The organism is Ideonella livida (genome assembly GCF_010499455.1).
Lineage (GTDB): Bacteria > Pseudomonadota > Gammaproteobacteria > Burkholderiales > Burkholderiaceae_C > Ideonella > Ideonella livida.
The window spans coordinates 167,739-185,735 of the sequence record NZ_JAAGOH010000007.1; the positions used below are offsets into that span (position 1 = coordinate 167,739).

Consider the following 17,997-nt stretch of genomic DNA (forward strand, 5'->3'; position numbering starts at 1 on the left):
CCGGGTATGGCCGCCTCACGTCCTTACGTCGGGCGTTTTGCGCCGTCGCCCACCGGCCCGCTGCATGCCGGATCGCTCGTGGCGGCCCTGGCCAGCTGGCTGGATGCCCGTGCCCACGGTGGGCGATGGCTGGTGCGGGTGGAGGATGTGGATGGGCCGCGCTGCCCGCCCGGCACCGGTGAGCTGCAGCTGCGGCAGCTGGCCCGGTGCGGCCTGCTGGCGGATGCCCCGCCTTGGTGGCAGTCCGACCGGGATGCCGCGTACCAGGAAGCACTGGCGCGTTTGGTCGCCGCCGGGCTGGCCTATCCCTGCCATTGCAGCCGCAGGGCCATCGAGCAGGCCTTGCAAGCGCGCGGCTGGCAGCCCACCCGGCACGGGGGCACTCCCTATCCCGGCACCTGCCGCCCCGGCTCCCCGGGCGTGGTGGCGGCGTTGGGCAAGGGGGAGGCGGGCGCGGCGCGTATCCCGGCCTGGCGGTTGCGCACCGACCGGCTGCAGCCGGCAGATGGCCTGCTGCACTGGCAAGATCGCCGCCTGGGGTCGCAGCACCAGGACTTGGCCCTGGCCGTGGGCGATGTCGTGCTGCGCCGTGCCGACGGCCTGTGGGCCTATCAGCTGGCGGTGGTGGTGGACGATGGGGCCCAGGGCGTGACCGATGTGGTGCGTGGCGAGGACCTGGCCGACAACACCCCGCGCCAGATCCACCTGCAGCATTGCCTGGGCCTGCCGCTGCCGCGCTATCTGCACACCCCGTTGGTCCTGGCGGCCGACGGCCAGAAGCTGAGCAAGCAGAACGGCGCCCAGGCGCTGGACTTGGATCGCCCGCTGCTGGCGCTGCGCCAGGCTGCAGCGGTCCTGGGCTTGCAGGGTTTGCCGACCGGAGAACTGCCGCTGGCCGACTGGCTGGCCGCCGCGGTGCAGGCCTGGCCCTGGCGGCCGGTGGCATGATCGCGGCCTTTGGCCGACCCGCAGGGTCGGTCCCGCCCCCTGACGAAAGGTTCTCCCCATGAGCGGATTGATCATCGACGACGTGGTGCCCGGCACCGGCGCCGAGGCCCGTGCCGGCCAGAGCGTGACCGTGCACTACACCGGCTGGCTGCATGACGCCGCGGCCCCGAAGGGCCGCGGCCAGAAGTTCGACTCCAGCAAGGACCGGGACGAGCCCTTCGAGTTCGACCTGGGCGCCGGCATGGTCATCCAGGGTTGGGACCAAGGCGTGCAGGGCATGAAGGTCGGCGGCACCCGTGTGCTGACCATTCCGCCCGAGCTGGGTTATGGCGCCCGTGGCGCCGGCGGCGTGATCCCGCCCAACGCCACCCTGGTCTTCGAGGTGGAGCTGCTGCCCACGCCTGAGCGCCCGCAGCTGGAGATGACCGACGTGGTGGTGGGCGATGGCGCCACTGCCACCGCCGGCCAGCGCGTGAGCGTGCACTACACCGGCTGGCTGCATGACCCGGCGGCCCCGAACGGCCGCGGCCGCAAGTTTGACTCCAGCAAGGACCGTGGCCAGCCCTTCAAGTTCCAGCTCGGCGCTGGCATGGTCATCCGGGGTTGGGACGATGGTGTGCAGGGCATGCAGGTCGGTGGCACCCGCGTCCTGGTGATCCCGGCGCACCTGGGCTACGGCCCGCGCGGCGCCGGCGGCGTGATCCCGCCCAACGCCACCCTGGTGTTCGAGGTCGAGCTGCTGGGCGTTTGACCGCGGCGGCAGCACCGGGCGCCTGGCGGTGCCCGGTGGATTGGAAGGGGCGCGAGGGCGCCCCTTTTTCATGGGCGCGCGGACGCGCCCGGGGCCTCAGAGGAAGCGCTCGAGCAGGCGCCGCGAGCTGCGGTCCAGGGCAAAGCGGTCTTGCACCAAGAAGGCGATACCGTGGCCGCTGGTGATGAGCAGCCGACCGGATTCGGGCAGGCGCCGGATGTCCTCCTCGGCCTTGAGCAGCAGTGTGGTTGGCCCGCGGTCGGTCTGCACCTGCCACTGGCTGGGCGTGGCGAAGGTGGACACGCTGTCGATGCGCTGGATCACCGGCAGGCATTCGCGCTGCGCCAGCTCGGCCTCCAGCACCTGCCGGGTGCTGGCGGGCAGCTGGTCGAGGTGGTCGATCCAGACCAGTTCATGGCCATCGCGCCCCATGAGCGAGATGTGCTGTTCCGGCGCGGCCAGCGGGAAGGCGCGCACCGGCTGCACGTCTTCGTGCACGGTGCCCTGGGCGTCGGTGAGCCGCAGCCGGCCCAGGCCGTCGCGGTGCAGGGTGAAGGGGGGCATCAGGGTGACTCCGTCAAGCGTGGAGGGGGTCAGCCCTGCGCGGCGGTGTGCGCCGAGGGCTGGGGCAGGTGGTGGGCCAGCAGGGCGGCGTCGTGCTCCTCGCCGTCCTCCTCCGCCTTGCGGGCCTGGGCCTCATACAGGCGCCAGTAGGCACCCTGCCGGGCCATCAGGGCTTCGTGGGGGCCCACCTCCACCACCTCGCCGCGGTCCATCACCACCAGGCGGTCGGCCTTGCGCAGGGTGGACAGACGGTGGGCGATGGCGATGGTGGTGCGGCCTTGCACCAGGTTGTCCAGCGCCTTCTGGATCTCCTTCTCGGTCTCGGTGTCCACGGCCGAGGTGGCCTCGTCCAGGATCAGCAGCGCCGGGTCGATCAGCAGCGCACGGGCGATGCTGATGCGCTGGCGCTCGCCGCCCGACAGGCCTTGGCCGCGCTCCCCCACCAGCGAGTCATAGCCTTGCGGCAGCCGCAGGATGAACTCGTGGGCATGGGCGGCGCGGGCGGCGGCGATGATCTCCTCGCGGGTGGCGTCGGGCCGGCCGTAGGCGATGTTCTCGGCGATGGTGCCAAAGAAGAGGAAGGGCTCCTGCAGCACCAGGCCGATGTGGCGCCGGTAGTCGGCCACGGCGTAGCGGCGGATGTCCACCCCATCCACCAGGATGGCGCCCTCACTCACGTCGTAGAAGCGGCAGATCAGGTTGACCAACGTGCTCTTGCCCGAGCCCGAGTGGCCCACCAGACCGATCATCTCGCCGGGGCGGATGTCCAGGTCCAGACCGCGGATGACCGACCGGTTGCCATAGCGAAAGCCAATACCCTGCAGCCGCACTGCGCCGCGCACGCCCCCTTCGGCCACCGGCACCGGCTGGGCAGGGTCGGGCACGTTGGAGACATGGTCCAGGATGTCGAAGATGCGCTTGGCGCCGGCGGCGGCCTTCTGGGTGACCGAGACGATGCGGCTCATCGAATCCAGCCGCACGTAGAAACGCCCGATGTAGGCCAGGAAGGCCGAGAGCACGCCCACGGTGATCTGGCCGCGGCTGACCTGCCAGATGCCGAAGCCCCAGACCACCAACAGTCCGATGTCGGTCAGCAGCGTGACGGTGGGCGTGAACAGGCTCCAGGTCTTGTTGATCTTGTCGTTGACCGCCAGGTTGGCCTGGTTGGCGTCCTTGAACCGGCGCGACTCGCGCGATTCCTGCGCGAAGGCCTTGACCACCCGCACGCCTGGAATGGTGTCGGCCAGCACGTTGGTCACATCCCCCCAGACCCGGTCGATCTTCTCGAAACCGGTGCGCAGCTTGTCGCGCACCCGGTGGATCATCCAGGCGATGAAGGGCAGGGGCAGCAAGGTCACCAGGGCCAGCCAGGGGTTGATCGAGAACAGGATGGCGCTGGTCATGGCCAGCAGCAGCACGTCGGTGGCGAAGTCGAGCGCATGCAGTGAAAGGAATACCGAGATGCGGTCGGTCTCCGAGCCGATGCGGGCGATGAGGTCGCCGGTGCGCTTGGCGCCGAAGTAGTCCAGCGACAGCGTCATCAGGTGATCGTAGGCCGAGGTCCGCAGATCGGCGGCGATGCGCTCGGATACCAGGGCCAGCAACCAGGTGCGGGCCCAGCCCAGGGCCCAGGCCAGCAGGCCCGCACCCAGCAAGCCGCTGAGCAGGGCGATGACGTGACCCTGGTCGATGCGCTGCCCGTTCTGGAAGGGGATCAGCACCTCGTCCATCAACGGGATGGTCAGGTAGGGTGGCACCAGCGTGGCGGCCGTGGAGGCCAGCGTGAGCAGGAAGCCCGCCAACAGCATGCCCTGGTAGGGCCGGGCAAAGCGCCACAGGCGCAGCAGCACCCAGGTAGAGGGCGGGGTGTTGAGCTCGCGCTCGCACACCGCGCAGTCTTCGCTGTCGGCCGGAAGCGGGGCGTGACAGTGCGGGCAGACGGTGGGGTCGGCCTCGGCAGGCGCCAAGGTGCCGCCACGGGCCTGTTCGGCCAGCTCCGACTGGCGTGCCGCATGGCGCCGCGCCAGCCGCAACGCCTGGACGTTGACCGCCAGGGTGAAGCGCCAGGCGGCCACCGCACGCTCGCCGCCGGCGCCGTCGGGCTCGCGCAGTTGCAAGGTGCCCACGCCGGCGTGGTCGTGGTGGTGCAGGCGCCATCCCGGGGTGAGGGGCCAGCTCTGCCAGGTGGTCGCCCCATCGGTGCGGGCCCACAGGCGCCGGTCGGTCAGCAGCAGCTGGCCCGAGGTGAAGTGCAACCGGGCGTCGAGGTCAACCTCCAGGGCGGCGAGAACGTTCTCTCCGGCATCCAGTGGCGCCGTGGTGCGCGGGAGAGCGGAATCTTGAGCGTGTTCGTGTCGTGCGTGGGCCATGTGGTGGGCCTGAAGAGGGACCGGCGTATGCCGGGCGCGCAACCCGTGCAAAGGAGGCGGTGGACCGGCGATTTTCCGCCATGCGCCACCGCCGGGCTGGCCGCCGGTGAGGGGCCTGCCCGGATGCAACGTGCCAAGGCCTGCGGCGGCTGACCGCGGCAGGCGCAAAATCCCCCCTTGGATCCCCAACTCCTCATATCCCGGGCCGGTGGCCGTCCATCGCTCGAGAGTCCCAACGATTCCATGACCAGCACCTCACGCAAGACGATCACCCTGCAGCGCGTCAGCTTCCTGCGCGGGCCCAACATCTGGACCTATCGCCCGGTGATGGAGGCCTGGCTGGACCTCGGGACCCTGGAGGAGCAGCCGTCGCACCTGATCCCCGGCTTCACCGATCGCCTGCTGGCGCTGCTGCCTGACCTGGCGGAGCACCACTGTGGTGTGGGCGAGAAGGGCGGCTTCCTGCAGCGCCTGCGAGAGGGCACCTGGGCCGGGCATGTGCTGGAACACTGTGTCATCGAGCTGCTCAACCTGGCGGGCATGCCCACCGGCTTCGGCCAGACCCGCAGCACTTCGCACACTGGCGTCTACCGCATGGTCTTCCGGGCCCGCAACGAGCAGGTGGGCCGCGTGGCGCTGGCCCAGGGCCACGCCCTGATCACCGCGGCGCTCAATGACGAGCCCTTCGAGGTGGATGCGGCCGTGGAGGCCATCCGCGCCGCCATCGACGACTGCTACCTGGGGCCGTCCACCGCGGCCATCGTCGGCGCCGCCACCGACCGCCGCATCCCCCACATCCGCCTCAACGACGGCAATCTGGTGCAACTGGGCTATGGCGCCCGCCAACGGCGCATCTGGACCGCCGAGACCGACCTGACCGGCGCCATTGCCGAGAGCATTGCCGGCGACAAGGACCTGACCAAGACCCTGCTGACCGCCGTGGGCGTGCCCGTGCCTGAAGGCCAGGTGGTCGCCCGCCCGCAGGACGCCTGGGAGGCCGCCGAGGACATCGGCCTGCCGGTCGTCGTCAAGCCCAGCGACGCCAACCATGGGCGCGGTGTGAGCCTGGACCTCAACACCCGCGAGGAGGTGGAGGCCGCCTGGCACATCGCCGATGCGGAGGGCAGCGAGGTCATCGTCGAGCGCTACATCCTGGGCGACGAGCACCGCCTGCTGGTCGTCGGCGGCCAGGTGGTGGCCGCCAGCCGGGGTGAGAGCCTGTGGGTGACCGGCGATGGCCACTCCTCCATCGCCCAGCTCATCGACAGCCAGCTCAACACCGACCCGCGGCGCGGCGAGGCCGAGGAGTTTCCGCTGGAGACCATCCACCTGGACCGCGAGCCGGTGATCCGCCACACCCTGGAGCGTCAAGGCCTGACCGGCGATTCGGTGCCCGCCGCCGGCAAGGCCGTGCTCATCCAGCGCAACGGCAACCTGGCCATCGACTGCACCGACGAGGTGCACCCTGAGGTGGCCGCCGCGGTGACCCTGGCGGCCCGTGTGGTTGGGCTGGACATCGCTGGCATCGACCTGGTGACCACCGATGTCTCCAAGCCCTTCAGCCAGACCCGCGGGGCCATCGTCGAGGTCAATGCCGGCCCCGGCCTGCTCATGCACCTCAAGCCCGCCGAAGGCCAGCCCCGTCCGGTCGGGCAGGCGATCGTCGAGCACCTGTTCCCAGGCAGCGAGGACGATGTCCACGCCGGTCGCATTCCCATCGTCGGCATTGCCGGCTCCCGGGGCTGCGCCACGATTGCCCGTGCGGTGGCCTGGCTGGTGCACCTGAGTGGACGCCACACCGCCTTGGCCTGCAGCCAAGGGCTTTGGGCGGGCAACCGCCGCATCGGCAACCCGGGCCGCCAGCCCTGGGATGCGGCCCACCGCCTGCTGATGAACCGGGAGGCCCAGGCGGCGGTGTTCGAGAACCCCGCCTCACTGATCCTCGATGACGGGCTGCCCTACGACCGCTGCACCGTGGGCGTGGTGACCGACTTTGATGGCCACGTCGACCTTGCCCACCATGACGTCCGACAGCCCGAGCACCTCTACAAGGTGCTGCGCACCCAGATCGACGTGGTGCTGGGCGACGGCGTGGGCGTGCTCAACGCCAACGATGCCCGGGTGCTGGAGCTCGCGGAGCTCTGTGATGGCGAAGTGCTGTTGTATGCCCAGGTGGACGCCGGCGTGCCCGAGGCTGTGACGGCCCACCTGCAGGCCGGTGGCCGGGCTGTGCTGCTGCGCCAGGGGCGTGTGGTGCTGGCCCATGGCAGTGGTGAGCAGCCTGGCGTGCAGCTGCAGCGCCTGCTCGGGCGCTGGGGCCGACCGCAGGATGCCGAGCTGGGCGAGGCGCTGCTGGCCGCGGTCGCCACGGCCTGGGCCTTCGGCATCTCGCCTGAGCTCATCGGCGCCGGTCTGGAGACCTTCGAATTGCAGGCCGCCTGAGGCGCCTGCCCCCCCGATCCCACCCCTGTGCCACCGAGCCCCGCCAAGAGACGGCGGCCGGAGGTGCGAACCCTGTCGCTGTACCGCTGATTCCCGCCATGGACATCTCCCGCATCCGGGCCCTGCGTGGTCCCAACCTGTGGAGCCGGCACACGGCCGTCGAGGCCATCGTGTCCTGCCCGCCCCCCGAGCGTGCCATCACCGAGCTGCCCGGTTTTGAGGACCGCCTGCGGGCGCTGTTCCCCAACCTGGGCTCCTTCCGGCGCGCGCCGGAGCAGGTGTCGCTGGCCCACGTGCTGGAGGCCGCCACGCTGGCGCTGCAGGCCCAGGCCGGCTGTCCGGTGAGCTTCTCGCGCACCACCCAGACCGTGGAGGAGGGCACCTACCAGGTGGTGGTGGAGTACAGCGAGGAGCAGGTGGGCCGCAAGGCCCTCGCCGCGGCCGAGGCGCTGATCCAGGCGGCCCAGGGCCAGGGGGGCTTTGACTTGGCGGCCACCTTGGCCGATTTGCGCGAAACCGACGAGGACGTGCGCCTGGGGCCGTCCACCGGCAGCATCGTCAATGCTGCGGTGGCCCGGGGCATCCCGTTCCGGCGCCTGACGACCGGTTCCCTGGTGCAGTTTGGCTGGGGCAGCAAAGCCCGCCGCATCTGGGCCGCCGAGGTGGACTCGACCAGCGCGGTGAGCGAATCCATCGCTCAGGACAAGGACCTCTGCAAGACGCTGCTGGCCGCGGCCGGCGTGCCGGTGCCGGTGGGTCGGCCGGCCGCCACCATGGATGAAGCCTGGGCTGTGGCCCAGGAGATCGGCTTGCCGGTGGTTGTCAAACCGCAGGACGGCAACCAGGGCAAGGGGGTGACCGTCAACATCACCACCCGTGAGCAGCTGGAGGGCGCCTTCAAGGCCGCCGAGGAGATCGGCCCGCCGATGGTGGAGAAGTTCCTGCCGGGCAGCGACTTCCGCCTGCTGGTGGTGGGCAACCGGCTGGTGGCCGCGGCGCGGCGTGACCCGCCCCTGGTCATCGGTGATGGCGTGCAGACGGTGCGCCAACTGGTCGAGGAGGTCAACCGCGACCCGCGCCGCGGCGACGGGCATGCCACCTCGCTGACCAAGATCCGCTTTGACGACATCGCCGTGGCCCGGCTGGCACTGCAGGACCTGACGCCTGATTCCGTGCCCGAGAAGGGCCGGCGGGTCATCCTGCGCAACAACGCCAACCTGTCGACCGGTGGCACGGCCACCGATGTGACCGACGACGTCCACCCGGATGTGGCCGCCCGCGCGGTGGCCGCCGCGCAGATGATCGGTCTGGACATCTGTGGCGTGGACGTGGTGTGCGAGAACGTCATCCGTCCGCTGGAGGAGCAGAGCGGCGGCATCGTGGAGGTCAACGCCGCGCCAGGCTTGCGCATGCACCTCTCACCCAGCTTTGGCAAGGGGCGGGCCGTTGGTGAGGCGATCACCAACCACCTCTTTGCGCCGGGCGAGAACGGCCGCATTCCGGTGGTGGCCGTCACCGGCACCAACGGCAAGACCACCACCACGCGGCTGATCGCCCATCTCTTTGCCGCCAGCGGCTTGCGGGTGGGCATGACCAACACCGATGGCGTGCATGTCAACGGGCGACAGATCGACTCTGGCGACTGCTCGGGGCCGCGCAGCGCCCGCAATGTGCTGATGAACCCGGACGTCGACGCTGCGGTGTTCGAGACCGCCCGCGGTGGCATCCTGCGCGAGGGCCTGGGCTACGACCGCTGCCAGGTGGCCGTCGTCACGAACATTGGAGCGGGTGACCACCTGGGCCTGAACTACATCACCACGGTCGAGGATCTGGCGGTGCTCAAGCGGGTGATCGTGCAGAACGTGGCCCCCGATGGTTACGCAGTGCTCAACGCTACGGACGCGCATTGCGTCAGCATGGCCCATACCTGCCCCGGCGACATCATCTACTTCGCGTCCGACCGCCACCACCCGGTGCTGGCCACCCACCGAGCGCAGGGCAAGCGTTGCGTCTTCGTCGAGAACGGTCACCTGGTGGCCTGCGAGGGCAGCTGGCGAGAGAACATTCCTCTGGCGGACATTCCCCTGACCCGTGGGGGCCTGATCTCCTTCCAGGTGGAGAACGCCATGGCTGCCGTGGCGGCCGGCTGGGGGGTGGGCCTGGGCTGGGACGCGATCCGTGCTGGGCTGTCCAGCTTCGTCAACGACGCTGACAACGCCCCTGGCCGCTTCAACGTCATGGACTACCACGGGGCCACCCTGATCGCCGACTATGGCCACAACCCGGATGCCATGCGTGCCCTGGTCCAGGCCGTCAGCGCCCTGCCGGGCGCCCGCCGCTCCGTGGTCATTTCAGGCGCTGGCGACCGTCGCGACGAAGACATCCGTGAACAGACCCAGATCCTGGGCGCGGCCTTCGACGAGGTGGTGCTCTATCAGGACGCCTGCCAGCGTGGACGCGAGGACGGTGAGGTGCTGGCGCTGCTTCGCCAGGGCCTCGAGGGGGCTCCCCGCACCCGGGAGGTGCTGGAGATCCGTGGCGAATTCGTTGCCATCGACACGGCCCTCTCCCGCCTGAATCCGGGCGACCTGTGCCTGGTGCTCGTGGACCAGGTCGAAGAAGCCCTGGCCCATCTGGCCCGACGCTGCACCCAGGCGCCGGTGACGGCCACGACGATCGGCAGCCTCTGACCCTCGCGGGTGGGGCGGACCCACCGCGCACAGTCGGTCACCGACACCGGAGACGACCATGTTCGATTTGTCCATCGGGGCGGCGTGGTGGGTGGCCGCCGGGCTGCTGGTGACGCTGGAGTTGCTGACCGGCACTTTCTACCTGCTCATGCTGGCGCTGGGCGCGTCGGCGGCTGCCTTGCTCGCCCTGGCAGGGGCGTCCGCCACACTTCAGTTTGTCGGCGCTGCGCTGGTTGGCGGTGGCGCCACGGTCGCCTGGCACTTGCGCCGCGGGCGCCGCCATGAGGTGCCGGCCGCCGCCGATCCCGCCGTGCTGCTGGACCTTGGGGCTCGCGTGGTCGTCGAGCATTGGTCTCCTGATGGACGGGCTCGGGTCCACTACCGCGGCGCGGCATGGGATGCCGTGTGCGCCCCCGGCGTGGCCTGCTGCCCAGGCTGGCACCATGTGGTGTCCATCCAGGGCAGCCAACTCATCCTGAAGCCTCAGCAAGACACCGCTGTTGCCAGCGACCGTGCGGGGGCTGCTGACGCTGCACACCCCTAGCCCTGAACCTTCGAGGAGAACCCGTCATGGAAATCGCGCTCATCCTGCTGGTGCTGGCCGTTGTCTTCATCATGCGGACGTTCAAGATCGTGCCCCAGCAGCACGCGTGGGTGGTGGAGCGCCTGGGGCGTTTTGACCGCACCCTGACCCCGGGTCTCAAATTGGTCGTCCCCTTCGTGGATCGAGTCGCCTACAAACACTCGCTCAAGGAGGTGCCGCTGGATGTGCCCAGCCAGGTGTGCATCACCCGTGACAACACCCAGCTGCAGGTCGACGGGATCATCTACTTCCAGGTTACCGACCCGATGCGGGCGAGCTATGGCTCCAGCAACTACGTGGTTGCTATCACGCAGCTGGCCCAGACCACCTTGCGCTCGGTCATCGGCAAGATGGAGCTCGACAGGACCTTCGAGGAGCGCGACGCCATCAACAGCGCGGTCGTCAGTGCCTTGGATGAGGCCGCCGCCAACTGGGGCGTCAAGGTCTTGCGCTACGAGATCAAGGACCTCACGCCGCCGGCCGAGATCCTGCGCGCCATGCAGGCGCAGATCACGGCCGAACGGGAAAAGCGCGCACTGATCGCGGCCTCCGAGGGGCGCAAGCAAGAGCAGATCAACATCGCGACCGGCGAGCGTGAGGCCTCCATCGCACGCTCTGAAGGGGAGCGGCAGGCCGAGATCAACCAGGCGCAAGGCCAGGCCGCGGCCATCATCGCGGTGTCCGAGGCCTCTGCGCAAGCCATCCGGCAGATCGCTGAAGCCCTGCAAGCGCCGGGAGGCGCGCAGGCTGTCCAGCTTCAAGTGGCGGAGAAGGCTGTCGCCGCTTTCTCCCAGCTGGCGCAGAAGAACAACGCCATGATCGTGCCGGCCAATCTCTCTGAAGTCTCCGGCCTGATCGGCAGCGCCATGACCCTGTTGCAGACGCCACGCGGCGGCTCCGCGGCAACGGGCGACCGTCCTTGACCGAGGGTTCAGCCCAGTGGTTTGGAGGTGCCGGATCCCTGCAGGCGGATGGAAGGCTCGCTGACCTCACGCACCTCCACATCGACCACATCCCTTGCCGTAACCGGTCCCGCGTTGCGCCGGGATGGCCAGTACAAGGGCTGCGGGGCGGGACGCCCACGAAGCCTCAGCCATGACCACAGCAGCAAGCCTGCCAAGAGTCCAAGCACCAGCAGCGCCAGTCCAGCCAGTCCGGCCGCAGCCCACATGAATATCCGGGCAACGCGACTGAGCGTCTTCTGCAAAAAGTCCATAGTCAAGCCCTTTGCCGGGCGGTTAGATCGACGGGAACTCCATACGCGAGCGAAGGGTTCCCGCAGAAAGTGGGGGAGACGGGGGTCTTCTTCAACCCAGCAGTCGCCAAACCGCCCACAAGCTGAGACCCAACGATGCCAAGAGGGTCCAGGTCAACCAGCGCAATCTGCGTTGCTGGGCTTCCACTTGGGCCACAAGCCTGGCGCTTTGTTCCGCCATGGCCTTGACCAAGCCGGAAAGCTCATCCTGTCGGGCAACCGCCTGGGCCAATGCCGCCTCGGTGGCCAAGAGGCGCCCGGCCAAGGAACCAGGGTCTCCGAGCTCCGTTGCTGTCGCCATGTTCCTACCGTCTGACGCGGCGGCCTCAGGGGGGCGCCAGAGCTTCTTGGCCGTGTCCACCATCTTGGGCGCATTGGAGATCACCTCGGACCAGGGGATCACCTTGAGAACGGAGAGCCAGCTCATATGCAACTTGCGATGGGATTGAAGCAGACCGGCAGAGTGTAGGCGTCGGTGCCACGCCTTGCAGTCAAGTGGGCACGAGTTGCCTCGGGCCCGCCCGTCGACAAGCCCCGGCGGACGGGTGTTCGGATGCCGGGTGAGGCGGCCCGGCCGATCTTTTTTCAGAAAGGGCTTGACGGGCGTGTGTTGTCGACACAGAATACATCCCTTCGCTGCAAATTGATTGCAGTTGTTCTTTAAAAATCTACAGCCGATAAGCGTGGGCGCTTGAAGCGAAGTGTCAAAGGGCGAAAGCCCCGAGGCCGAAAGGCTTTGAGCGCTCATGGAAGTAAGAAGTGAAGTTCACTTCAATTCCTTGAGCAACAAACAGATCGAACTCAAGAGTTTGATCCTGGCTCAGATTGAACGCTGGCGGCATGCCTTACACATGCAAGTCGAACGGTAGAGGGGCAACCCTCGAGAGTGGCGAACGGGTGAGTAATGCATCGGAACGTGCCCAGTAGTGGGGGATAGCCCGGCGAAAGCCGGATTAATACCGCATACGACCTGAGGGTGAAAGCGGGGGATCGCAAGACCTCGCGCTATTGGAGCGGCCGATGTCAGATTAGGTAGTTGGTGGGGTAAAGGCCTACCAAGCCGACGATCTGTAGCTGGTCTGAGAGGACGACCAGCCACACTGGGACTGAGACACGGCCCAGACTCCTACGGGAGGCAGCAGTGGGGAATTTTGGACAATGGACGAAAGTCTGATCCAGCCATGCCGCGTGCAGGAAGAAGGCCTTCGGGTTGTAAACTGCTTTTGTCAGGGAAGAAATCTTCTGGGCTAATATCCCGGGAGGATGACGGTACCTGAAGAATAAGCACCGGCTAACTACGTGCCAGCAGCCGCGGTAATACGTAGGGTGCAAGCGTTAATCGGAATTACTGGGCGTAAAGCGTGCGCAGGCGGTTTTGTAAGACAGAGGTGAAATCCCCGGGCTCAACCTGGGAACTGCCTTTGTGACTGCAAGGCTTGAGTGCGGCAGAGGGGGATGGAATTCCGCGTGTAGCAGTGAAATGCGTAGATATGCGGAGGAACACCGATGGCGAAGGCAATCCCCTGGGCCTGCACTGACGCTCATGCACGAAAGCGTGGGGAGCAAACAGGATTAGATACCCTGGTAGTCCACGCCCTAAACGATGTCAACTGGTTGTTGGGAGGGTTTCTTCTCAGTAACGTAGCTAACGCGTGAAGTTGACCGCCTGGGGAGTACGGCCGCAAGGTTGAAACTCAAAGGAATTGACGGGGACCCGCACAAGCGGTGGATGATGTGGTTTAATTCGATGCAACGCGAAAAACCTTACCTACCCTTGACATGGCAGGAATCCTGAAGAGATTTGGGAGTGCTCGAAAGAGAGCCTGCACACAGGTGCTGCATGGCCGTCGTCAGCTCGTGTCGTGAGATGTTGGGTTAAGTCCCGCAACGAGCGCAACCCTTGTCATTAGTTGCTACGAAAGGGCACTCTAATGAGACTGCCGGTGACAAACCGGAGGAAGGTGGGGATGACGTCAGGTCCTCATGGCCCTTATGGGTAGGGCTACACACGTCATACAATGGCCGGTACAGAGGGCTGCCAACCCGCGAGGGGGAGCCAATCCCAGAAAACCGGTCGTAGTCCGGATCGCAGTCTGCAACTCGACTGCGTGAAGTCGGAATCGCTAGTAATCGCGGATCAGCATGTCGCGGTGAATACGTTCCCGGGTCTTGTACACACCGCCCGTCACACCATGGGAGCGGGTTCTGCCAGAAGTAGTTAGCCTAACCGCAAGGAGGGCGATTACCACGGCAGGGTTCGTGACTGGGGTGAAGTCGTAACAAGGTAGCCGTATCGGAAGGTGCGGCTGGATCACCTCCTTTCTGGAAAATACACATTCCTTCAACGCGCCCACACTTATCGGCTGTAGTCAGAAACAACAGTGATCAATGGGTGATAAGCGGATGAGAGTGTGAGCCTGGTGGAGCGTCATGTCGGCCTCGCAAGACAAGCCAGGACGATGACCACCCGCTGCCAGCAGCCAGCAGGCCTGACGCTCACGCCGCAAGCAATGCGTGGGTCTGTAGCTCAGTCGGTTAGAGCACCGTCTTGATAAGGCGGGGGTCGTTGGTTCGAATCCAACCAGACCCACCAACCATTTCCGCCTGCCGGGGGATTAGCTCAGCTGGGAGAGCACCTGCTTTGCAAGCAGGGGGTCGTCGGTTCGATCCCGTCATCCTCCACCAGATCATCTAGGCTCGCGAAAGTGAGTCGCGTTGAGCGCAAACTCAAACGTCTTGGCGTAGATGCATAAGGCTCTACGCAGGTCGGTTGAGTTTGCCTTCAAATAAAGGCTGTTGTTCTTTAAAAATTCAAAGAGTCGAATCAGCGTTGACAGCGCTGGTGTGGCAAAGAGTCAGGACGAAAGTTCTACTCCGCGTTATGCACCAGAAACTGTTGACAGATGATTGCGTCACCAGACTTCAACTCCAAAGCGAGTATGAAGAACGGCAACAACGCGAATACTCACATCAGTCCTTGACATCAAAGTTATAGGGTCAAGTGACTAAGTGCATGTGGTGGATGCCTTGGCGATTACAGGCGACGAAGGACGTGATAGCCTGCGATAAGCTTCGGGGAGCTGGCAAATTAGCTTTGATCCGGAGATTTCCGAATGGGGAAACCCACCCTTTTAGGGTATTGCATGCTGAATACATAGGCATGCAAGGCGAACCGGGTGAACTGAAACATCTCAGTAGCTCGAGGAAAAGACATCAACCGAGATTCCGAAAGTAGTGGCGAGCGAAATCGGAAGAGCCTGTGCTCTTTAGCCATCGATTTATCAGAACGGTCTGGAAAGTCCGGCCATAGCGGGTGATAGCCCCGTATGAGAAAAGTCTTTGGTGGAACTAAGTGCACGACAAGTAGGGCGGGACACGTGAAATCCTGTCTGAATATGGGGGGACCATCCTCCAAGGCTAAATACTCGTAATCGACCGATAGCGAACTAGTACCGTGAGGGAAAGGCGAAAAGAACCCCGGGAGGGGAGTGAAATAGATCCTGAAACCGCATGCATACAAAAAGTAGGAGCCCGAAAGGGTGACTGCGTACCTTTTGTATAATGGGTCAGCGACTTACATTCAGTGGCAAGCTTAACCGAGTAGGGTAGGCGAAGGGAAACCGAGTCCGAATAGGGCGTTTTGAGTCGCTGGGTGTAGACCCGAAACCAGGTGATCTATCCATGGCCAGGATGAAGGTGCGGTAACACGCACTGGAGGTCCGAACCGACTAGTGTTGCAAAACTAGCGGATGAGCTGTGGATAGGGGTGAAAGGCTAAACAAACCTGGAGATAGCTGGTTCTCTCCGAAAACTATTTAGGTAGTGCCTCAAGTATTACCATCGGGGGTAGAGCACTGTTTAGGCTAGGGGGTCATGGCGACTTACCAAACCTTGGCAAACTCCGAATACCGATGAGTACAGCTTGGGAGACAGTGCACCGGGTGCTAACGTCCGGACACAAGAGGGAAACAACCCAGACCGCCAGCTAAGGTCCCCAAAATTGGCTAAGTGGGAAACGAGGTGGGAAGGCTAAAACAGTCAGGATGTTGGCTTAGAAGCAGCCACCATTTAAAGAAAGCGTAATAGCTCACTGATCGAGTCGTCCTGCGCGGAAGATGTAACGGGGCTCAAGCCAGTTACCGAAGCTGCGGATGTGCCGCAAGGCACGTGGTAGGAGAGCGTTCTGTACGCCTGTGAAGGCGGGTCGTGAGGCCCGCTGGAGGTATCAGAAGTGCGAATGCTGACATGAGTAGCGTTAAAGGGGGTGAAAAGCCCCCTCGCCGTAAGCGCAAGGTTTCCTACGCAACGTTCATCGGCGTAGGGTGAGTCGGCCCCTAAGGCGAGGCAGAGATGCGTAGCTGATGGGAAACAGGTCAATATTCCTGTACCGATGTGTAGTGCGATGTGGGGACGGAGAAGGTTAGCTCAGCCGGGTGTTGGATGTCCCGGTTCAAGCCTGTAGTCATGGCCCTTAGGCAAATCCGGGGGTCTTAGATGAGGGGTGATAACGAGGCAAGCATGCTTGCCGAAGTGAGTGATACCCTGCTTCCAGGAAAAGCCACTAAGCTTCAGCTGCACACGACCGTACCGCAAACCGACACTGGTGCGCGTGATGAGTATTCTCAGGCGCTTGAGAGAACTCTGGAGAAGGAACTCGGCAAATTGACACCGTAACTTCGGAAGAAGGTGTGCCCTGAGTCAGTGAAGTTGTACAAACGGAGCTAAAAGGGGCCGCAGAGAATCGGTGGCTGCGACTGTTTATTAAAAACACAGCACTCTGCAAAGACGAAAGTCGACGTATAGGGTGTGACGCCTGCCCGGTGCTGGAAGATTAATTGATGGGGTGCAAGCTCTTGATCGAAGTCCCAGTAAACGGCGGCCGTAACTATAACGGTCCTAAGGTAGCGAAATTCCTTGTCGGGTAAGTTCCGACCTGCACGAATGGCGTAACGATGGCCACACTGTCTCCTCCAGAGACTCAGCGAAGTTGAAATGTTTGTGATGATGCAATCTCCCCGCGGAAAGACGGAAAGACCCCATGAACCTTTACTGTAGCTTTACATTGGACTTTGAACAGATCTGTGTAGGATAGGTGGGAGGCTTTGAAACCAGGATGCTAGTTCTGGTGGAGCCGACGTTGAAATACCACCCTGGTGTGTTTGAGGTTCTAACCTTGACCCGTTATCCGGGTTGGGGACAGTGTATGGTGGGCAGTTTGACTGGGGCGGTCTCCTCCTAAAGCGTAACGGAGGAGTTCGAAGGTACGCTAGGCACGGTCGGAAATCGTGCTGATAGTGCATTGGCATAAGCGTGCTTGACTGCGAGACTGACAAGTCGAGCAGGTACGAAAGTAGGACAAAGTGATCCGGTGGTTCTGTATGGAAGGGCCATCGCTCAACGGATAAAAGGTACTCTGGGGATAACAGGCTGATACCGCCCAAGAGTTCATATCGACGGCGGTGTTTGGCACCTCGATGTCGGCTCATCTCATCCTGGGGCTGTAGCCGGTCCCAAGGGTATGGCTGTTCGCCATTTAAAGAGGTACGTGAGCTGGGTTTAAAACGTCGTGAGACAGTTTGGTCCCTATCTTCCGTGGGCGCTGCAAGATTGAGAGAGCCTGCTCCTAGTACGAGAGGACCGGAGTGGACGCACCGCTGGTGTATCGGTTGTCATGCCAATGGCATTGCCGAGTAGCTAAGTGCGGAAGAGATAACCGCTGAAAGCATCTAAGCGGGAAACTCGTCTCAAGATGAGTCTTGCCCAGGCCTTGAGCCTGCTAAAGGGTCGTTCGAGACCAGGACGTTGATAGGCTGGGTGTGGAAGCCGGGTAACCGGTTAAGCTAACCAGTACTAATTGCCCGTGAGGCTTGACCCTATAACTTTGATGTCCACGACAGGACATCAATGCCTGTACAAGTACTGATGTGTACAACAGGTTGTTGCCCCTTCTGGTGGCACGCAATCATCTTCAAATAACGCTGATTTCGACGCTTTGAATTCGCCAAGCCGCACACCCCGTGTGCGGCCTGGCAGCAAGTTAAAGCCTGATGACCATAGCGAGGTGGTCCCACTCCTTCCCATCCCGAACAGGACAGTGAAACGCCTCTGCGCCGATGATAGTGCGGATTCCCGTGTGAAAGTAGGACATCGTCAGGCTACTCCATACCAGAGTAAAACGCCCGGTCTTTGCCGGGCGTTTTTCTTCTCTGAAGGATGTGATTGTGCTATGATCCCATCCTTCAGCGATGAGCTGGTGAGCCAAGTGCTCTGTTCTTTAAAAATCTACAGCCGATAAGCGTGGGCGCTTGAAGCGAAGTGTCAAAGGGCGAAAGCCCCGAGGCCGAAAGGCTTTGAGCGCTCATGGAAGTAAGAAGTGAAGTTCACTTCAATTCCTT

Annotated in this window: 9 protein-coding genes, 2 tRNA genes, 3 rRNA genes and 1 pseudogene; 12 read left to right on the forward strand and 3 right to left on the reverse strand. The window is 64.2% G+C overall.

The genetic code is table 11. The features are described 5' to 3' along the window. Positions 1-6 precede the first annotated feature (6 nt). The 3 genes and pseudogenes from gluQRS to G3A44_RS23440 all read left to right on the forward strand — a co-directional run bounded on the left by gluQRS (position 7) and on the right by G3A44_RS23440 (position 1,699). Positions 7-948: a tRNA glutamyl-Q(34) synthetase GluQRS gene (gluQRS, locus tag G3A44_RS08365; RefSeq protein ID WP_163457053.1), complete on the forward strand. Its 942-nt coding sequence runs from the start codon at positions 7-9 to the stop codon at positions 946-948. 58 nt (positions 949-1,006) lie between these two features. After that, positions 1,007-1,342 (forward strand): annotated as a pseudogene (locus G3A44_RS23435) (FKBP-type peptidyl-prolyl cis-trans isomerase); the annotation flags it as partial. 27 nt (positions 1,343-1,369) lie between these two features. Further along, the gene (locus G3A44_RS23440; protein ID WP_239061764.1) at positions 1,370-1,699 is read left to right on the forward strand and encodes an FKBP-type peptidyl-prolyl cis-trans isomerase; all 330 of its coding nucleotides are present in this window, start codon (positions 1,370-1,372) and stop codon (positions 1,697-1,699) included. 96 nt (positions 1,700-1,795) lie between these two features. Here G3A44_RS23440 and G3A44_RS08375 read toward each other — a convergent pair whose 3' ends face one another. Both G3A44_RS08375 and G3A44_RS08380 read right to left on the reverse strand, forming a co-directional pair. Further along, positions 1,796-2,263: a cyanophycin metabolism-associated DUF1854 family protein gene (locus G3A44_RS08375; protein WP_163457055.1), complete on the reverse strand. Its 468-nt coding sequence runs from the start codon at positions 2,261-2,263 to the stop codon at positions 1,796-1,798. Positions 2,264-2,292: 29 nt separating this feature from the next. Further along, on the reverse strand, positions 2,293-4,632 hold the full coding sequence (locus tag G3A44_RS08380) for a cyanophycin metabolism-associated ABC transporter (RefSeq protein WP_163457056.1): 2,340 nt from the start codon (positions 4,630-4,632) through the stop codon (positions 2,293-2,295). A gap of 243 nt (positions 4,633-4,875) precedes the next feature. On the opposite strand from G3A44_RS08380, the gene G3A44_RS08385 reads away from it, so the two are divergent. From G3A44_RS08385 to G3A44_RS08400, 4 genes are all read left to right on the forward strand, one after another. Then, complete coding sequence (locus G3A44_RS08385; RefSeq protein ID WP_163457057.1) at positions 4,876-7,074, forward strand: cyanophycin synthetase; 2,199 nt, start codon at positions 4,876-4,878, stop codon at positions 7,072-7,074. A gap of 98 nt (positions 7,075-7,172) precedes the next feature. Beyond that, positions 7,173-9,764 carry a cyanophycin synthetase gene (gene cphA / locus G3A44_RS08390; protein ID WP_163457058.1) on the forward strand — a complete coding sequence of 864 codons (2,592 nt, stop codon included), beginning with the start codon at positions 7,173-7,175 and terminating at the stop codon, positions 9,762-9,764. A gap of 58 nt (positions 9,765-9,822) precedes the next feature. Further along, positions 9,823-10,308 (forward strand): NfeD family protein, encoded by a 486-nt coding sequence (locus G3A44_RS08395; RefSeq protein WP_163457059.1) that lies wholly within the window; start codon positions 9,823-9,825, stop codon positions 10,306-10,308. A 26-nt stretch (positions 10,309-10,334) separates the two neighbouring features. Continuing rightward, entirely contained in the window at positions 10,335-11,270 is a 936-nt protein-coding gene (locus G3A44_RS08400) for an SPFH domain-containing protein (protein ID WP_163457060.1), read from the forward strand. Positions 11,271-11,654: 384 nt separating this feature from the next. On the opposite strand, the gene G3A44_RS08405 is transcribed toward G3A44_RS08400, so the two are convergent. Continuing rightward, on the reverse strand, positions 11,655-12,029 hold the full coding sequence (locus G3A44_RS08405) for a hypothetical protein (protein ID WP_163457061.1): 375 nt from the start codon (positions 12,027-12,029) through the stop codon (positions 11,655-11,657). A gap of 370 nt (positions 12,030-12,399) precedes the next feature. Here G3A44_RS08405 and G3A44_RS08410 point away from each other — a divergent pair. The 5 genes from G3A44_RS08410 to rrf all read left to right on the forward strand — a co-directional run bounded on the left by G3A44_RS08410 (position 12,400) and on the right by rrf (position 17,758). After that, positions 12,400-13,924 (forward strand): 16S ribosomal RNA (locus G3A44_RS08410). A 194-nt stretch (positions 13,925-14,118) separates the two neighbouring features. Further along, a tRNA-Ile gene (locus G3A44_RS08415) sits at positions 14,119-14,195 on the forward strand. 16 nt (positions 14,196-14,211) lie between these two features. After that, positions 14,212-14,287: transfer RNA gene (locus tag G3A44_RS08420), tRNA-Ala, on the forward strand. Between the two features lie 310 nt (positions 14,288-14,597). Then, positions 14,598-17,477 (forward strand): 23S ribosomal RNA (locus G3A44_RS08425). Between the two features lie 168 nt (positions 17,478-17,645). Beyond that, positions 17,646-17,758: ribosomal RNA gene (gene rrf, locus G3A44_RS08430) — 5S ribosomal RNA — on the forward strand. The 16S, 23S and 5S rRNA genes sit together here with 2 tRNA genes alongside, the layout of an rRNA operon. The last annotated feature ends 239 nt before the right edge of the window (positions 17,759-17,997 follow it).